We start from the raw sequence: 17,482 nt of genomic DNA, 5'->3' as shown, positions 1-17,482 counted from the left end.
TTGCCGATCAGCTGCATCGTGTTCTCACTGCTCTGTTCTTCAACTCTACGGTCTACCGTCCAGCCGATCAATAGTCCAAGTCCAATCGACGGCAGGATGCTGATCAGCAGAAAATGGATAATCAGCTTATACCTGATCGGCATGTTGTTCAGCTTCAGCTTTTCGATCGTTAAGCCGCTCCTCTGCATCTGGCCTTCCTCCCCATGCCCAGCCTATTTGGCATAATAATTATCCACATTCGCCCGGGTGACCACATCAATCCCAGTATCCACTTTATCCGGTACCGGCAGCGGCTTATTATTGTCATAAGCGGAGGCATCCTCCTGCAAATCCCGGTGTAAATGGAACAGCTCTGTCAGCGACCAGTATCCCATATTCCAGGTGCCTTGGGCCATCGTTGCGGCGATTTTCCCTTCTTTGACCAGATCCAGCGTACCTTTATCCGTATCAAAGCTTATAATCTTGAGCAAGGAGCGGCTGCCCTGCATTTTCTCAACGGCTTCCGCCACCCCGATCCCGCCATTAGACTCCGTGGCAAAGATCCCATCCAGCTGCGGATACGCTGTAAGCAGCTGCTCTGCGGCTTCTCTGGAGGCAACCTGATCCCCGCGCCCGTCCTTGATGGCAGTCACTTTCATCTCCGGAAACTCACTGCGGATGGTCATACTGAACCCGTCTGTCCGCTCCTGGTGATTATGCTGTTCAGGTGTAGTAATAATCGCTACTTCACCTTTGCCTCCGGTTAGCTCGGCCATTTTTCGCGCGGCCTCTACCCCTGCATCATAGTTATCGGTACCGAGAAATGAATAGGCCTTGCTGTCCGGCGCACCGGAATCAAATAAGACAACCGGTATTCCGCTGTCTACCGCCTTATTGATCGTCTCTGTCAAGAGCTTGGAATTCACTGCCGATATAGCGATACCGGCCGGCTTCTTGGCAATAATCTGCTCCAGCACCGTCATCTGCTCATTGGCATCATGCTGGGTGGACCCATGGTATTCGACCGATACATTCAGTTCTTCCGCGGCATCCTCAAAACCCTTGAGGACACTTTTCCAGTAATCGATACCGATCTGGAAGGTCACCATCACATATTTATCTTCAATATTGCCGCGCAGTCCTGCGGTTTCCCATGTATCTGTGCTGTTTGACTGCAGCTTGTAATTCAATACATAAATGAGGAAAATTCCGATCAGCAGCACATAGACCAGCCACAGCTTCTTCACTTTGTAACCCCTTTCAAAACCAACTTAGAAAAATAGCTACCGCCATAATACCTTGTTTACCCGGGGAAGGAAATAGAAATTTTAGTGGGATTCATGTCATGATTAACCACTAGGTCTACGACTTGCCAACAGTAATAGGGCCCACCTGTATGGTGAGCCCTTTAATTTGGTGATCGCTGCCTCGTACTTCAGAAAAGCAGACTTTCCGAGTAGTTTTCCCCCTCCAGCATGTCATATTCCACCAGCCGGTAGTCATCCAGCAGCTTCTGCTGCTCCTCTGTCAACCCGGTGAGTGGGCCGGAAGTGCCGATTAGCACACTTTTGCTGAGACCGGGAATTTCCGCCCGCACCTGCTCCAGCAGCTTATAGTAAGCCGGCATTGCCTGCCCGGACAGCCGGAAAACCGCCGGCCCGAGAAAAGCTGGGCTAAGGGTCCCCAGCGGAGAATTGCCGATGTCAAAGTTCGCCAGGATCATCAGCTTCGTCTCATGCTTCAGTCTCGGCTCGGTATCCCAGCCCGCCTCTGAATAGATCCCTGCCGACAGCGCCGGCAGGTGATCCCCCCAGAATACGGCAATCGTCGGCCGCTCAATCGTCTTCAGCTCCTGCTGCAGAAAGACAAGCGCCTCGTCTGTCAGCTTGGTGTCCTGGAAGTAGGTTTCAAGCTCATCCTTATATTCCGCCTGAACGCCGTTGACAGCAATCGTATTCGGTCCATTGAGTCCTTTGGTGAACGGAAAATGGTTCTGCATCGTCACCAGATGCAGGAACACCGGGGCGGCTGAAGCCTTAAGCTCACGCACAGCCTCCTGCACCGCAGCCTTGTCCGAAATATAACCGTCCGGGGTGATCCGGGCTGCTTGCTCCCAATCCTTTTCACTGGTAAAAGAATCGAAACCCAGCACCGGATAGACGCGGTTACGGTTATAGAAGGTCTCATCAAACGGATGCAGAGCCAGTGCCCGGTAGCCTCTGTCTTTCAGAATGCTGACAATGGAAGGCAGTGTAGCCATCTTGACTATCCGCTGCTGATACGGAATCGATCCGTCGTTAAGGAAATACATCGACATCCCGGTCAGAGCCTCAAACTCTACATTGGCCGTATTACCGCCAAATTCAGGGGAGAGCAGATAACCGGAAGGTGTGGCCGACTCTTCCTGATGTATGAACTTCAGCGGATCCTCACTGAAGGTGAGCCCGCCAAGCCGGGTCGGATCGAAAAAGGCTTCATCCATCATAAAGATGATATTCGGCTTCTCTACAGCAGTACCCGCAGCGGCAGAATCCGGTAATGCGCTGTATTTGGCAGCGATGTCTTCAATGGCCTTACGGCTGTAACCGTCGGGCTGCTCCAGCAGATTCTGCCGCAGATTTCCGGCAAAAGCAAAGAGGAACCCGTTCTGCGTGTAGTTCACCTTCTGGTTCCAGAATATATTCTGGTACTTCAGTGACGAAGCAAGCGTCGTCTGCCCGCCGACCATGGTTATAAATCCGCCAAGCATCACAGCGGAAATCCCGGCAAGAAGCACCCGCAGCGGCAGGCGAAGCTTCGTCTTCGGCAGCTTTATCAATACCCAGAGAAGTACGGCGACGAGCAGAACTGCAGCGGAAAGTTCCAGCGGTGACACCATGCCCTTGGTAATTTTGCTCATTTCCCCGGCATTTTTGAGCAGCAGTAAATCCCAGGGGAACAGCGGCTCCCCGGTGGTTGTCAGCTTTTTATAATCTGCAATCCCGAGAACAGCGCATACCAGGGAGATAAGCACCGGGCCTAAATAAAGATTAGGTAAGATTGCGGAACAGGCCAGCAGAAGAAAGAAGAAAAACAGACTGCCGGCAGCATAAAGCAGGGGATAATCCCCGATCCATAGGAAGACTTTTAACAGATTCAGCTCCAGTGTGGCCGCCTGTATAAACAAATTCAACAAAAGCCCCATAAGGAGCAAGCTCAGCAGCAGGATGCCAAGCCGCCATGAACGCAGCGTGTGACGCAAGTACAATCACTCCAATCTATACTAAACGTGTAGTATACGCCACTTTGCTTAAAACAGCATTAAAAACCCGCCGGAAAATCTCCATGCACCTGCCACTATTCTGCGCAAGGATCTGCTCAGCGTATACCTATCTCTCCAAAAACTACAAAAAAAGGCGGAACGCAGCAAACTTCACTGCATTCCGCCTTACGATAGGTCCCTGCACAGCATGCTGTCCCAGAGAAGCCCTGCTATTTTACATACAGACGGCTGGTTTCTTCCCAGTATTCGCCCGGCTCAAGGCCAAACAAACCGATTTCATCAGCCGGAAGGTCCACCTTCGGCGCATTAACCAGGTTAATCTGCGGCTCAGGGCAGAAGAAGCCTTCGGTCGCCCCATTGTTCCAGATCATCCACTGCTTGTACGAGGTTCCGACATCATAGACCAGGGTTACGCCGGCTTTGCTGTCGGTAAGCTCCATGCGGTTACGGCCATTCTGAGCCACAGCAGTATAATGGTTGTCCATTGCTGCGTAGAAAGGATTCACGCCTTGATCACGCAGGGCAATCTCGTCCGCGGTCAGCTCCTGGAAGGTACCCGTTGGCAGCATGCGATTGTTCAGGTTCCAGCGTTCGCCGATGGTCAGCTTCACCAGGTAATCCTGAGCCGTGCTTCCCGGCGCGAATGGTGCATTGATTGCCGTATGGAATGCCAGCAGGCAAGGCATCCGTTCTTCACCGTCATTATGCACCAGCAGCTGCTGGGACAAGCCGCCTTCACCGAGTGTGTAGCGCAGCTTGATGGTGTATTTGAACGGCAAATATTGATAGGACGGATGATTCTCATCTACCTTGATCGCTACAGTGACGAAGCTTTCACTTTTACCGCTGCCGAATTCCTCAACTTCCCATGCAGCCGTATGTAAAAAGCCATGCAGATGGTTGCCTGTTGCTGTCTCATTCACCGGGAAGCGGTAGGTTTGTCCATTCCAGGGGAACTCCCCGTCTTCATAACGGTTCGGAGGAAACAGTACAGGTATCCCGTGAATTCCCGGATTGGCCTTGAACCCTTCCATCTCTTCCGCTCCCGGCTCATGCAGGAAACGGTAACCGTTTTCGGTATCGCGGAAACAGATCAGGTTCCCCCCGATCCCCGGCAGGATTGCCGCCTCATAACGTCCAGCCTTCAGCCAGACTGCAGCCTCTCCCTCATAATGTCCTTCATAAGCAGTAATTGACATCGTAATTTCCTTCTCCCTTCCATAATCTCAAAATGACTCTCTTAAATAGATTAACACATTTGAGTAAGCGGAAACATGGCATTTTTATAACTGTTCCACTTCTACGCTCATCACATGTTCGATTTTCTTCACATCATAATAAATTTCCGTAGCATAATCCCGGTCCGGCGCGGACAGCACCATATCGATCAGCTGTCTGCCGTCATCCAGATCTTTAATTTTCATCCGCCGGATGGTCCGGCCGGGACTCCGTGTTTTTCGCTGATCGGTCATCTGCCGCCCCTCAATCTTCTGAATCACCTCGGTCAGGACATAGTTGGGCTCCATAATGATTTTCACTGAAATTTCATGCTTATTCAGCACTTCCGGGCCAACCGCTTTGATTAAGAGCGGGACTGCATTGACCGCGAACATCAGGAGCACAACTGCATAACCCGCTTCTACATAAAAACCGGCGCCGACCGCAATTCCAATCCCGGAAGCCGTCCAGATCAGTGCTGCAGAAGTCAGACCCGATATTGCATCCCCGCCTCTGCGCAGGATAACGCCTGCCCCCAGGAAACCGATCCCGCTGACAATCTGCGCCGCCAGACGCATCGGGTCCATATTAGGATGCTCGTTCCCCCCGAATTTGTCATAAGCATGAATGGAGACAAGTGTAACCAGACAGCTTGCAATACTAATGACCATACTGGTCCGAATCCCCAGCGGTTTCTGCTTCAATTGCCGGTCAATACCGATGAACAGCCCGAACAGCATGGCCACAAGCAGTTTTACAATGGATTCCGTGTGCAGATCAATACTCATAATTCCTCCTAAAAGTTTTGTTAGCATAATCATCTCTGGTTGACTCCGTTCAAAACTCGCTCCGGAAGCATCAGCCATATAAAAAACAGATAGGATCAGTATACCTGAAAACAGTGCAAAAGCTTTAGTTTATTTATAACAAGAAGAAACGCATTGCCGGCCTGCCGCAAACTGTATCTCATATCTGCCGCTGAGGGCTATGCAGGTCTGCTGTGGACGGAATCCGTTTCTTCAGATAAGGAACTATTCTGTTTATTTTATGCCCGGCTGACCAGAATTAGAATGACCTAGCCATGCAGCAGCGATTCTGCGCCGTCACAATAGATTTCCGTACCCGTAATGTGATCTGAATCTTCTGAAGCCAGGAACAGTGCCAGTCTGGCCACCTGATCAGGCCGTCCGGGTCCATCCTCCAGCGGCTGTCCGCCATCCGGGAAGTTCACTTCAATCTGCACTTCTTTCAGATCCTCGGATGGATAGGTGTTGTCATCAATATTGGTAGTGATCGCACCCGGGCAGATGGCATTGACCCTGATTTTGTATTGCGCCAGCTCCAGTGCCGCCATTTTCATAAAAGCAACCTGGCCTGCCTTAGTCGTGCTGTATGCCGAGAATCCGATATTTGAGAATACGCGGTTGCCGTTGATCGAGCTGTTGATCAGAATGCTGCCGCCCTTCTCCTTCATATAAGGAATAGCATATTTAACTGTCGCGAACGTACCGCGGAGATTAATATGAATCGTCTGGTCCCAGGCTTCAATATCCATCGTCTCAATCGGAGTCATCGCCCCGTTAATTCCGGCATTCGCAAAGACGATATCCAGCCGCCCCCACTGCGCGGCAGCCTGCTTCACCGCTTCTTCCACCTGCTGCGGGTGCTCGATATCACAGGCAATCACAACGGCTTCGCCGCCTTCCTGTTCAATCTGCCGTTTTACTTTTTCGGCATGTTCCGGAGTACGGTCGAGCATTACGACTTTGGCACCGTTTCTTGCGAATTCCAGCACCGAGGCCCGTCCGATACCCGAACCCCCGCCTGTTACAATCGCTACCTTGCCTGCAAGCTTTTGATTAGTCATCTCTCTGCTTCCTCCTCACAGTAGTAGAACCAGCAAATTTTCGCTGACATATGATGTTCTTTCCTTAACCTTTACCTCACATACACGAAAGTGAACCGGATGACCTGTCATCAAAAGAAAAAAGCATTAGGTCCTGTAAAGGAACCCAATGCTTTTGGAAGCTGATAAACTTCTATATTATTTAATTACTACGTATTCCAGGTTAACCAGCTTGGCATAAGTGACGATTTGGTCTGTCGTCAGATTCAAGGAAACCACGGTGTGGTGGCCGCCGCCGTTTTCAATCCATGCTTTAACCCCGTCCTGGAAGTTTGGCTTCACGTTCCACAGTACACGGGCTACAGGAAGATTTGGAGCAGGAACTGTCGGTTCAAAGGCAGTAACCTCATTGATCAGCAGCTTGTAATGCGTGCCGAAGTCAGCCATGGAAACAACCACGCCATCTCCTGCCTTACCGTCAAATACCAGACGGGCCGGATCTTCACGGTCGCCGATACCGAGCGGGGATACGAGGACCTTAGGTTTATTGCTGGCAAGTGTCGGGTCAACCTCTAGCATGTGGGATTGCAGGATCGATTCCTGACCGGCAGCCAATTCATAAGTATAATCTTCCATGAATCCGGTGTTCTGGTTATGGCTCATTACTTTCAGCAGACGATCGAGTGCTGCAGTCTTCCAGTCTCCTTCTCCGGCGAAGCCGTATCCTTGTGCCATCAGACGCTGAACAGCCAAACCCGGAAGCTGTTTCATTCCGTAGAGATCTTCGAAGTTCGTTGTGAAGGCGGTATAGCCGCCATTATCCAGGAAGCGTTTGAGGGCAATCTCATAGCTCGCCTGCACTTTTACGCTGGCTTCCCAGGCTTCCTTGCTGTATGATCCATATTCGAAGTCATAAAGTTCCGCATACTCAGCAAACAGAGCATCGATTTCTTCTTCTTTTACAGCATTTACGTACTGAACAAGGTCGCCGATACCGAAGTAGTCAACGGTCCAGCCAAATTGAATCTGCGCTTCTACCTTGTCGCCTTCGGTTACGCCAACGTTACGCATGTTATCGCCAAAGCGTGCAACCTTAATTGTGAAGCTTTCGTTGTAAGCAACCGCTACATCCATCCACTCTGCGATTTGCTTCTGAACTTCTGCGCGTCCCCAGTACCCTACTACCACTTTATTTTGTTTTTTCAGACGGGCATTGATAAATCCATATTCACGGTCACCATGAGCAGCCTGGTTGAGGTTCATGAAGTCCATGTCGATGGTAGCCCAAGGAATACTTTCATTGTATTGCGTAGCCAGATGAAGCAGCGGCTTCTGCAGTAATTTAGTCCCGCGGATCCACATTTTTGCCGGGGAGAAGGTATGCATCCAGGTAATAACCCCGGCAACCTCGTCACGATAGTTGACTTCCTTCATGAGGGTAGTGATTTTGTCTGCACTGACTGCCAGATCCTGCAGTACCAGCGGGTATGGCAAAACGCCGCTTTCATTCAAGGCATCCGTCATTACTTGTGCATTAGCTTTAACTTCCGCGAGTGCTTCTTCCCCGTACAGATGCTGTGAACCTACGACAAACCAGAATACCTTAGTTCCTGCTGTTGACATTATTCATCCTCTTTTCATGAATTATTGGTTTGTATTACTTTTGACCGTAGTAGGCGTCTTTCCCGTGTTTGCGCAAATAGTGCTTATCCAGAATACGCTGCGGCAATTCCTCAGCGAAGCTGTTCAATTGTCTTGCGAACAGGTTCATTTTCGAAACCTCTTCGAGCACAACACTGTTCATGACTGCGGATTTCGCATCTTTGCCCCAGGTGAAGGGAGCATGGCCTTTAAGCAGAACACCGGGTACTGCTAAAATATCCAGCCCGCGCTGCTCAAACGTCTCAATGATGACACGGCCGGTTTCCGCTTCATAACCACGGTCAATCTCCTCTTGGGTTAAGAACCGGGCACAAGGCACAGAACCATAGAAGGTATCTGCATGAGTAGTCCCCATAACAGGTACATCCAGGCCTGCTTGAGCCCAAATGGTCGCCCAGGTCGAATGTGTATGCACAATACCGCCGATCTCCTCATAATGCTTATACAGTACGGCATGGGTCGGTGTATCCGAAGACGGTCTCATCTCCCCTTCCACGACATTGCCGTCAAAATCAACAACCACCATGTCACTAGGCTTCATTACGTCGTAATTTACGCCGCTGGGTTTGATAACAAATAAGCGGCTCTCACGATCAACGGCGCTCACGTTCCCCCAGGTGTATTTCACGAGTCCATGTTTAGGCAAATCCAGATTCGCCTGAAATACTTCTTCCTTCAGTTGCTCTAACACACTAACCCCTCCGGTTCTCCACTAGATTATCCACAGCAGCCTGCTCAATGGCCAGACCCTGAGTGTAGCGTTCCATAAATGTCTCAAAGCCCTTCACATCAGAGCCGTCAGGGTAAATTTCCTGGCCCTCAGCATCTTTAAATACTTTTTGGTCGAGGAAGTCTTCCAGGCTTTCCTGCTGTTCCTTGTTACTCATGTAAGAAGCCAGAATGGCCATCCCCCATGCTCCGCCTTCTCCGGCTGTCGACATTACGGATACAGGGACATTCAGCGCAGCTGCAACAATTTTTTGCCCGACAATCGGAGTTTTAAATAAACCGCCGTGTGCCAGAATGCTGTCAATGGCGACATTCTCGCGTTTGGTCAGAATGTCCATTCCGATTTTCAAAGCGCCAAAAGCTGTAAATAGATGGGTACGCATAAAGTTTGCCAGATTGAAACGGCTCTCAGGGGAACGGACAAACAACGGCCGTCCCTTTTCTATACCTGTGATATTCTCTCCCGAGAAATAACCATAGCTAAGCAAGCCGCCGCCGTCCGGATCTGCCTCCAAAGCCTTATTGAACATCACACCGTATAAATGATTGACATCCGCCTTCTGTCCCATGGCTTCATAGAATTCACGGAACAAGCCCAGCCAGGCGTTGATATCACTAGAGCAGTTGTTGGCATGAACCATTCCGACCGGATTACCATTCGGCGTAGTTACCATATCAATCTCAGGATATACTGCTGAAAGCTCCTGTTCCAATACAAGCATAGCAAAGACCGAAGTTCCCACCGAGACATTACCTGTCCGCTTTCTTACACTGTTCGTGGCGACCATCCCTGTTCCCGCATCACCTTCTGGAGGACAAAGCGGAATACCCGGCTGCAGGTTTTCGGATTTATCTAGAATTTTGGCACCTGCTGCGGTGAGTACACCGGCCTGCTGACCTGAAATATTGACCTCAGGAAGGATATCCTTCAGCTTCCAGGAGTAGCCTTTGGCTGCAACGAGTTCGTCAAACTGCTTAACCATCGTTTCATTGAAATCATGTGTAGCTTCATCAATCGGCAACATACCGGAAGCATCACCGATACCAATGGCCTTATTGCCGGTCAGCAGCCAGTGAATATAGCCCGCCAGCGTTGTAACGAAGTCAATACGTGATACATGCTCTTCTTCGTTCAATATCGCTTGATACAGGTGGGCAATACTCCACCGCTCAGGAATGTTAAATTTAAATAGTTCAGTTAACTCTTTTGCTGCAGCACCCGTAGTCGCATTACGCCAGGTCCGGAACGGAACAAGCAGCTCACCCTCGCTGTTAAAAGCCATATAGCCGTGCATCATTGCAGAGAATCCAATCGACCCCACTGTCCGGATCGTGATTCCATATTTCCGTTCAACCTCTTGCTTCATTCCACTGTATGCCTCTTGCAGACCAGAGATAATACTCTCTAAGTTGTACGTCCAATATCCGTCTGCCAGGAGGTTCTCCCACTCATAACTACCAGATGCGATTGTCTCAAAACGATGATCAATCAGCACTGCCTTGATACGTGTGGATCCAAATTCGATACCCAGTGAGGTTTCTCCCTTGAGTATCGCTTGTTTAATGTCTTGATCCATGCACACGTTACTCCTCTCTGAACAACTGTTTTATTCACTATAATATTGAAAGAAGGCGCTTTCCCTTATTTACTGCTCAAGTATATTTTTTGTTCGTACATTTGTCAACACACTTTAATAGTTATACATACAAATATCCTGATCAAGCGACAATTTTCTAATAATCATCTTCAAAGATATATACAAATAAGACGATGGATTATAATTTTTTTATAAGTGTGCTAGAATATGTACATACAACTATTACGGAACGACAAAGTAGTATTAGAACAACCAGGAAAGAAGGAGTCGTGTGAAACCAAAGTATCAGGTCATACTTGAGGATATAAAAAGCAATATTCTTTCAGGAACATACAGCGTAGGGAACCAGATCCCGACGGAATCCGCACTGCAGGAAATGTACCAAGTCAGCCGGCAGACGGTACGAAAGGCGATTTTGGAGCTGGCAAACGAAGGTTTCCTGCGAAGTGAGAAAGGCTCCGGCACTTATGTCAGCAATCAGTTCCGCTCCAAAACCGGCGGGAATTCCAATAATAAAACAATCGGGGTCATCACGACCTACATCTCTGATTACATCTTCCCCTCCATTATCCGCGGGATTGAGTCCAGATTGAACGAAGATGACTATTCTTTGCTGCTGGCCAGTACAAATAATGATGTCGCCCAGGAAAAAAAAGCATTGGAGATGATGCTGTCCTTTGGGGTGGACGGTCTGATCATAGAACCTACGAAAAGTAATTTGTACAATCCCAACATCGCCTACTACCTGTCGTTCAAAGAACAGGATGTCCCGTTCATCATGATTAATGCTTATTATGAGGAATTGGAGGTTCCGTTCTTTTGCCTCGATGACGTCCAATCCAGCTACCTGGCTACTAAGGAATTGATCTCTAACGGGCACACACAGATTGGCATCATTGCCAAAATGGATGATTTGCAGGGAAAATACCGGATGAAAGGCTATATCAAAGCCCTCGGAGAAGCCAAGCTACGGTTTCACCCGGAACAGGTTCTTTCCTTCTATACAGAGACTAAGCAGGAGCTGTCGGCAAACTTAAAGAACTTCCTGACTGAAAATAGAGGCGGATTAACCGCAATTGTCTGTTATAACGATGAGGTTGGCTTGGAGGTCGTACAGGTGTGCAGACAACTGGATATCCCGGTTCCCGGAGAGTTGTCCATTATTGGCCAGGATAATTCTTATATTGCCAAAAATGCGAACATCACACTGACGACCTTGACCCACCCTCAGGAACAAATGGGACGGGATGCCGCCGACTGGATAATTAAGAAGCTTCAAGGGAAGAAGGATCTGCGCAATCAAACCTACTATCAGCCTGTGCTGGTTGAAGGCGAGACGGTAAGGAAAAGATAAGCTGCACAGGTACACGCTTCGGCCAGAATATAAGAAGATCGCCCTGCTCCCGGCCAAACAGGCCGAATGCAGGGCGATTTTCATTTAGGGAACTTATATCGTATATATTAGATGTTGTCCGTTAGCCGAGCATCATCCGGTCATCCGCCAGCTTGTGTCCGCTGATCGCTTCAAACTCACCAAGCAGACGTTCTACAGTCAGATCCTTCTTTCGCTCTTCATCAATATCCAGAATAACCGATCCTTTATCCATCATGATCAGACGGTTACCCAGCCGGATTGCTTGTTCCATGTTATGGGTAACCATCAGCGTTGTGAGCTTCATCTCGCGGACGATGGATTCAGTCAGCTTGGTAATCAGTTCCGCACGGGCAGGATCGAGCGCTGCCGTATGCTCATCCAGCAGCAAAATTCGCGGCTGGGTAAAGGTCGCCATCAGCAGGCTAAGCGCCTGCCGCTCCCCGCCGGACAGGAGCCCCACTTTGGCGCGCAGCCGGTTCTCCAACCCGATCCCCAGGCGGCTCAGCTGTTCGCGGAACATAGACCGTCTGGCGGCATTCACGCCAAAGGATAATCCGCGTTTCTGGCCTCTCTTGTAAGCCATCGCCAAATTCTCCTCAATCGTCATATGCGGCGCTGTTCCAGCCATCGGGTCCTGGAAGACCCGCCCGATCCAGCGGGCACGCTGATACTCTGGCAGGTGGCTGATAGAGCTTCCGTCGATCCGGGCTTCACCCAGGTCCGGCCGCATTACGCCTGAAATCACATTCATCAATGTAGACTTTCCTGCACCGTTGCTTCCGATAATCGTCACGAAATCTCCGGCACGAAGCTCCAGATCAATGCCGAACAGCGCGATTTTCTCATCCGGCGTGCCGGGATTGAACAGCTTGGAGACATTATCAAGCTTTAGCATCAGCTGCTCCCCCCTTCTTGTTGCGCAGCGCCAGATCTTCAAGCTCGGCCGTACGTCTGCGTGCTGTATTCTTCGTTTTGAAATAACGCTGAAGGGAAGGGAACAGCAGTGCGATAATGACAATAATCGCTGTAATCAGCTTCAGATCGGAGGCCTCCAGCCAAGGAACTCTCAGCGCCAGTGCGACAACAATCCGGTACACGATAGAGCCGAGAACTGCAGCCAGTGTGGCCCGGAATACGCTGCCGGCTCCAAAGATAGCTTCCCCGATAATAACCGAAGCCAGACCGATAACAATCATTCCTATACCCATAGAAGAATCGGCAAAAGTGGAATACTGGGCGATTAGTGCGCCCGAGAGCGCCACCATCCCATTCGACAGGCTGATGCCGAGAATAGTCGTAGTATCGGTGTTCACGCCAAAGCTGCGGATCATCCGCGCATTGTCTCCTGTTGCCCGCAGAGCGAGTCCCAGGTCAGTCCGCAGAAACAGATCCATTAGAACCTTAACCAGGATTACAACAAACGGCATTACAAGCAGCGGGTTAATCGAGCTGAATAATGTAGTTTCACCCATCAGCGAAACATTCGGTTTGCCCAATATCCGCAGGTTTATCGAATAAAGCGCAATCATCATCAGAATTCCTGACAGCAGTCCGTTAATCTTACCTTTGGTATGCAGCAGGCCTGTACACATACCGGCCAGCATTCCACCTGCCAGCGCACACAGAGTAGCCAGCCATGGTGAATAACCGTTTGTAATCATCACAGCGGCAATTGCACCGCCGGTGGTAAAGCTTCCATCCACGGTTAAATCCGGGAAATCGAGAATCCGGAACGTAATATATACCCCTAAAGCCATAAAAGCGTACAAGAGGCCCATTTCCACGGCTCCAAGCATTGAATTATACATAGGTGACTTCCTCCCTCAAGCGGCAAGGGGCGTCCCGCCGGGATTCGCCCCATTATGATGTCTGACTATTATTGAATAATATTGCTCGACTGATCGGCGACTTCAGCTTTCATGGCATCTGTGACTTCGATACCCTGGGCTGCTGCTGCTTTCAGGTTAAGAATCAGGTCCAGCTTCTCCTGCATAGTCACTTTCATCTCACCAGGGCTGGTACCGTTCTTAAGCACTTCAACAGCCATTTCACCAACCTGGTAGCCATGATCATAATACTTAAAGCCGACTGTAGCAAAAGCGCCTTTCTCAACCGTGTCGCGGTCAGCCGAGAAGAATGGAATCTTGTTGTCATTTGCCGTCTGGATGATTGCATCCACACCGCTCACGACTGAGTTATCAAGGGTGATATAGAAGGCATCTACACGGCCGACGAGGGATCCTGCCGCCTGCTTCACTTCGGAAGTATTCGTGATCGCCGCCTTCACCAGCTCGATGCCGTGTTTGTCCAGCTCTTCCTTAGCGATATCCGCCATTACGACAGCATTCGGCTCACCTTCATTGATCACAAGGCCAAGCTTCTTCACGTTAGGGAACTGCGTTGCAATGAAGTTCATCAGCCGGGTAATGGCTTCCGGATTCGTGTCGGATGCGCCGGAAACATTGCCACCCGGATGTTCCAGGTCGGTGACAATCTTAGCATCCAGGGGGTCCGTAACCGCTGCGAACAAAATCGGCGTGTCTTTGACATTTTGCACCACTGCCTGTGCGGATGGTGTTGCAATCCCCAGGACGAGATCATTCTTATCTCCGGCAATCTTCTGCGCGATGGACAAGTTGTTAGCCTGATCGGCCTGAGCATTCTCAAGATCCACCTTAAGGTTCTCACCTTCAACGATTCCGGCGTCCTTGAGTGCGGCCAGGAACCCTTCACGTGTGGCATCCAAAGAAGGATGCTCAACATATTGGGAGATTGCAATTTTATAGGATTTGGCATCACCGGCTCCGGCATTAGCAGGGGCATTGGTAGTTGTTGCCGGTGAATTCCCAGCGTTAGCAGCATTTTCTGTGTTCGCTGCATTGTTGTTTCCGCAGCCTGCAGCTACGAGCATCAAACAAAGGCTTAGACCTGCCCAAATATTCTTTTTCTTCATCAAATAACCCCTTTTCATATACGGTATCAGCGCGTGCATCAAAGTGAGCGACTCAGCATTATCGCTTTTAAAGATAAAAGCATTAAAGCGACAGTTCACACGAATCTCCCATTTCATACAGCAAATCTATTAACTAATATTATATGGACGTTGTTTATCCGTCAATCATTTATGAATGATCCAGATATTACAATCCGTGCTGAATCCAGCAGCCCCCATTATCATTGCAGCTTTTTCTTGCAGGATCAGGAAGTTTATCCAAGATGTTTACTACATCCGATCTTATGAAACAACGCCCGGCTGCGCAAACTTAACCTACAGTATGAAGATGGAGCGTGACTTATGACAATTTCTGCACAGAAAAAATCAGTTGCCACCGCAGCAATACTATTGGCGGTTTCCCTCACTGGCAGCGCATGCGGATATTACAAAACCGATACAAAGCCTAAAGTGAACGCTGTTAACCCGGCCGGAAATTTTGTAGGCAGCTATTACGAGAAATCATCCATTACCGACAAGCAAAACAAGTACTGGATTCCGCTGAAGCCGGCGGCTGCTTCTATTGGCTACCGGATGAAGGATGACACTTCCAGCGGAGGATATGCCAAAATCGGCTACACTGACGTGATGTACATGTTAAAGCCGGATTCAGTCCAGGTCTTTTCTTTAGGTGAGAAAATCACTTTACCGGATGCGCCGGTTCGCCGCGACGGTCAAATCTACATTACGCCTACTGCACTGTCCAAGCTGCTCCAGACTGAAGTGGGCTGGAATCCGAGCAGCGGGGAGATCAATATTGCTCCCCCGAGAGACAAAGATACCGATGGTTCTAAAACGCTGCGAATCCAGAGTGCTTCGAATGTTGACACCGGTGAACTGGTGGATTATGCCAGAAAGTTCTTAGGTGTACCATATGATTTCGGTGCCGGCCCTTACGAGGAAACCAAAAAATTTGACTGTTCTTCTTTTACCAGACATGTATTTAAAAAATTCGGTGTCTCTCTGCCGCGGCTGGCTAGAGATCAGGACAATATCGGCCGGAGGGTAAGCCGCGATAATCTGCAGACCGGTGACCTGATTTTCTTCACGGTGCCCGGACGCTTTGAGAGTGACGCTGTACCAGGCCATGTCGGCATATATATCGGTGGCGGGAAATTCATCCATACCTGGGGTGAACCCGGCGTACAAATCAGCGAGCTCGACACCGGCTACTGGCATGATGTTATTCTGCATATGCAGCGTGTGCTTTAATCCTTATGACCGCATTTCGATGGCAAAAGAGCCTGGAGTCCGCAACTGGACTACCAGGCTCTTTTGTATATTAATCCCAGGTCTTTCCTTTGCCGCTCATCCGGAGGAACAGCTTTACGATTTCCACTATAACTACTATAGCTATAGCAGCACCGCAGACAATTCCCCATTGCAGGCCGCTCAGATGCTCCACGCCAAACCAATCATTCAATCCCGGAATGATAATCACAAGCACCAGCAGGAGGCCTGAGATTACGGATGCTCCCAGCATAAAGCGGTTGGTTAACCATCCGATCTGGAATAGTGATTTGGTATTGGATCTGACGTTAAAGGCATGAGTGATCTGCAGCAGTCCAAGAGTGGCAAATGCCATCGTAACCGCAACGCCTTCATTATAATGCGTGTGCGCCCAGTAATAGACCAGCAGGGTCAGCCCTGCTTCAATAATTCCCTGATACACAATACCGACACCCACTCCGCCGGCAAAAATGCTACTGCTTGATTCGCGGGGCTTTCGCTTCATTACATCTTCCCCGGCCTTCTCCAGTCCAAGTGCCAATGCAGGCAGGGTGTCCGTCACCAGATTGATCCAGAGAATATGAATCGGCTCAAGAATGCGCCAGCCAATCATCGTCGCAATGAACAAGGTAAGCACTTCCCCGAGGTTCGCGGACAGCAGGAACTGAATAGCTTTACGGATATTGCTGTATACCTTTCGCCCTTCTTCAACAGCAACTACAATCGTTGTAAAATTATCATCGGCAAGCACCATATCGGAGACACCTTTAGCCACATCCGTTCCGGTGATTCCCATGCCGACACCGATATCCGCAGATTTCAGCGCCGGTGCATCATTCACCCCGTCTCCGGTCATGGCGACAATCTTACCCTTCTGCCTCCAGGCTTTGACGATCCGCACTTTATGTTCAGGTGAGACACGCGCATAAACAGAGTAATCGGTCACCTTCTCGGCAAAATCAGCTTCACTGATCTTATCCAGCTCCCGGCCGGTCAGCACACTGCGGTCATCGTCAATGATGCCCAGTCGTTTGGCGATGGCCGCGGCCGTATCCCTGTGGTCGCCGGTAATCATTATCGGGCGGATGCCCGCCTTGCGGCAGACGGCTACCGCATCACGGACCTCATCCCGTGGCGGGTCAATCATCCCGCATAGCCCGATGAATACAAGCTCCGTCTCAGCGCTCTCCGGCGTCATCTCACCAGGAAGGTCTCCATAATCACGGTAGGCAAAAGCCAAAACACGCAGCGCCTCGTCAGCCAGTTGCTTATTGTGTGCTGTAATTTGCCGGGAGTGCTCTTCTGTCAGGGGGATGACATGGCCGTCTTCGTAGATATGGCTGCACTTGGACAGCAGCACATCGGGTGCGCCCTTGGTATAGGCGCGGAATTTCCCGCCCTGCTCCTGCGCATTGACTGTAGTCATTAACTTACGGTCCGAATCAAAAGGCAGCTCTCTTTTCCGGGGATACCGCTTCTCCAGCTCGCGCTTATCCACCCCGATACTCAGTGCATAATCAACCAGTGCAGTCTCTGTCGGGTCGCCGATGATTGCTTTACCACTTTTCGTTTTTGCACTTTTCGAATCCTT

At 49.9% G+C, this 17,482-nt stretch carries 14 protein-coding genes and 1 pseudogene; 2 read left to right on the top strand and 13 right to left on the bottom strand.

Features of this window, described 5'->3' with window-relative positions:
* The 9 genes and pseudogenes from AQR02_RS08940 to AQR02_RS08900 all read right to left on the bottom strand — a co-directional run.
* Positions 1-188, bottom strand: a pseudogene (locus tag AQR02_RS08940) (sensor histidine kinase); the annotation flags it as partial.
* A 24-nt stretch (positions 189-212) separates the two neighbouring features.
* Positions 213-1,226, bottom strand: a complete 1,014-nt coding sequence (locus AQR02_RS08935; protein ID WP_054940264.1) for a substrate-binding domain-containing protein — start codon at positions 1,224-1,226, stop codon at positions 213-215.
* 188 nt (positions 1,227-1,414) lie between these two features.
* Entirely contained in the window at positions 1,415-3,163 is a 1,749-nt protein-coding gene (locus AQR02_RS08930; protein ID WP_159067714.1) for an LTA synthase family protein, read from the bottom strand.
* Positions 3,164-3,450: 287 nt separating this feature from the next.
* Entirely contained in the window at positions 3,451-4,440 is a 990-nt protein-coding gene (locus AQR02_RS08925) for an aldose 1-epimerase (protein ID WP_054940262.1), read from the bottom strand.
* Positions 4,441-4,524: 84 nt separating this feature from the next.
* Positions 4,525-5,247, bottom strand: coding sequence for an MgtC/SapB family protein (locus AQR02_RS08920; protein ID WP_054940261.1), 723 nt, complete (start codon positions 5,245-5,247; stop codon positions 4,525-4,527).
* Positions 5,248-5,534: 287 nt separating this feature from the next.
* On the bottom strand, positions 5,535-6,326 hold the full coding sequence (locus AQR02_RS08915) for an SDR family oxidoreductase (protein ID WP_054940260.1): 792 nt from the start codon (positions 6,324-6,326) through the stop codon (positions 5,535-5,537).
* 177 nt (positions 6,327-6,503) lie between these two features.
* Complete coding sequence (gene araA / locus AQR02_RS08910) at positions 6,504-7,928, bottom strand: L-arabinose isomerase (RefSeq protein WP_054940259.1); 1,425 nt, start codon at positions 7,926-7,928, stop codon at positions 6,504-6,506.
* A gap of 34 nt (positions 7,929-7,962) precedes the next feature.
* Positions 7,963-8,658, bottom strand: a complete 696-nt coding sequence (locus AQR02_RS08905) for an L-ribulose-5-phosphate 4-epimerase (RefSeq protein ID WP_054940258.1) — start codon at positions 8,656-8,658, stop codon at positions 7,963-7,965.
* Between the two features lies 1 nt (position 8,659).
* Positions 8,660-10,273, bottom strand: a complete 1,614-nt coding sequence (locus AQR02_RS08900; RefSeq protein ID WP_054940257.1) for a xylulokinase — start codon at positions 10,271-10,273, stop codon at positions 8,660-8,662.
* A gap of 292 nt (positions 10,274-10,565) precedes the next feature.
* Here AQR02_RS08900 and AQR02_RS08895 point away from each other — a divergent pair, with 292 nt between their 5' ends.
* Positions 10,566-11,648 (top strand): GntR family transcriptional regulator, encoded by a 1,083-nt coding sequence (locus AQR02_RS08895; protein WP_054940256.1) that lies wholly within the window; start codon positions 10,566-10,568, stop codon positions 11,646-11,648.
* Between the two features lie 121 nt (positions 11,649-11,769).
* Here AQR02_RS08895 and AQR02_RS08890 read toward each other — a convergent pair whose 3' ends face one another.
* The 3 genes from AQR02_RS08890 to AQR02_RS08880 form a co-directional block, all read right to left on the bottom strand.
* Positions 11,770-12,564, bottom strand: a complete 795-nt coding sequence (locus AQR02_RS08890) for an ABC transporter ATP-binding protein (RefSeq protein ID WP_054940255.1) — start codon at positions 12,562-12,564, stop codon at positions 11,770-11,772.
* Complete coding sequence (locus AQR02_RS08885; RefSeq protein ID WP_054940254.1) at positions 12,551-13,477, bottom strand: ABC transporter permease; 927 nt, start codon at positions 13,475-13,477, stop codon at positions 12,551-12,553. Before AQR02_RS08885 ends, AQR02_RS08890 begins: the two co-directional genes overlap by 14 nt.
* Before the next feature lie 68 nt (positions 13,478-13,545).
* Positions 13,546-14,622 (bottom strand): ABC transporter substrate-binding protein, encoded by a 1,077-nt coding sequence (locus tag AQR02_RS08880; RefSeq protein WP_054940253.1) that lies wholly within the window; start codon positions 14,620-14,622, stop codon positions 13,546-13,548.
* A 342-nt stretch (positions 14,623-14,964) separates the two neighbouring features.
* Here AQR02_RS08880 and AQR02_RS08875 point away from each other — a divergent pair, with 342 nt between their 5' ends.
* Positions 14,965-15,873 (top strand): C40 family peptidase, encoded by a 909-nt coding sequence (locus AQR02_RS08875; RefSeq protein WP_054940252.1) that lies wholly within the window; start codon positions 14,965-14,967, stop codon positions 15,871-15,873.
* 70 nt (positions 15,874-15,943) lie between these two features.
* On the opposite strand, the gene AQR02_RS33830 is transcribed toward AQR02_RS08875, so the two are convergent.
* Positions 15,944-17,482 (bottom strand): cation-translocating P-type ATPase (locus AQR02_RS33830; protein WP_245237239.1); only part of this gene is annotated, 1,539 nt, incomplete at its 5' end.

The sequence above is a fragment of the Paenibacillus ihuae genome (genome assembly GCF_001368795.1).
Taxonomy (GTDB): domain Bacteria; phylum Bacillota; class Bacilli; order Paenibacillales; family Paenibacillaceae; genus Paenibacillus_AQ; species Paenibacillus_AQ ihuae.
Note: the sequence above shows the minus strand (reverse complement) of the source record. Positions and strands in the feature narration are given on the sequence as shown.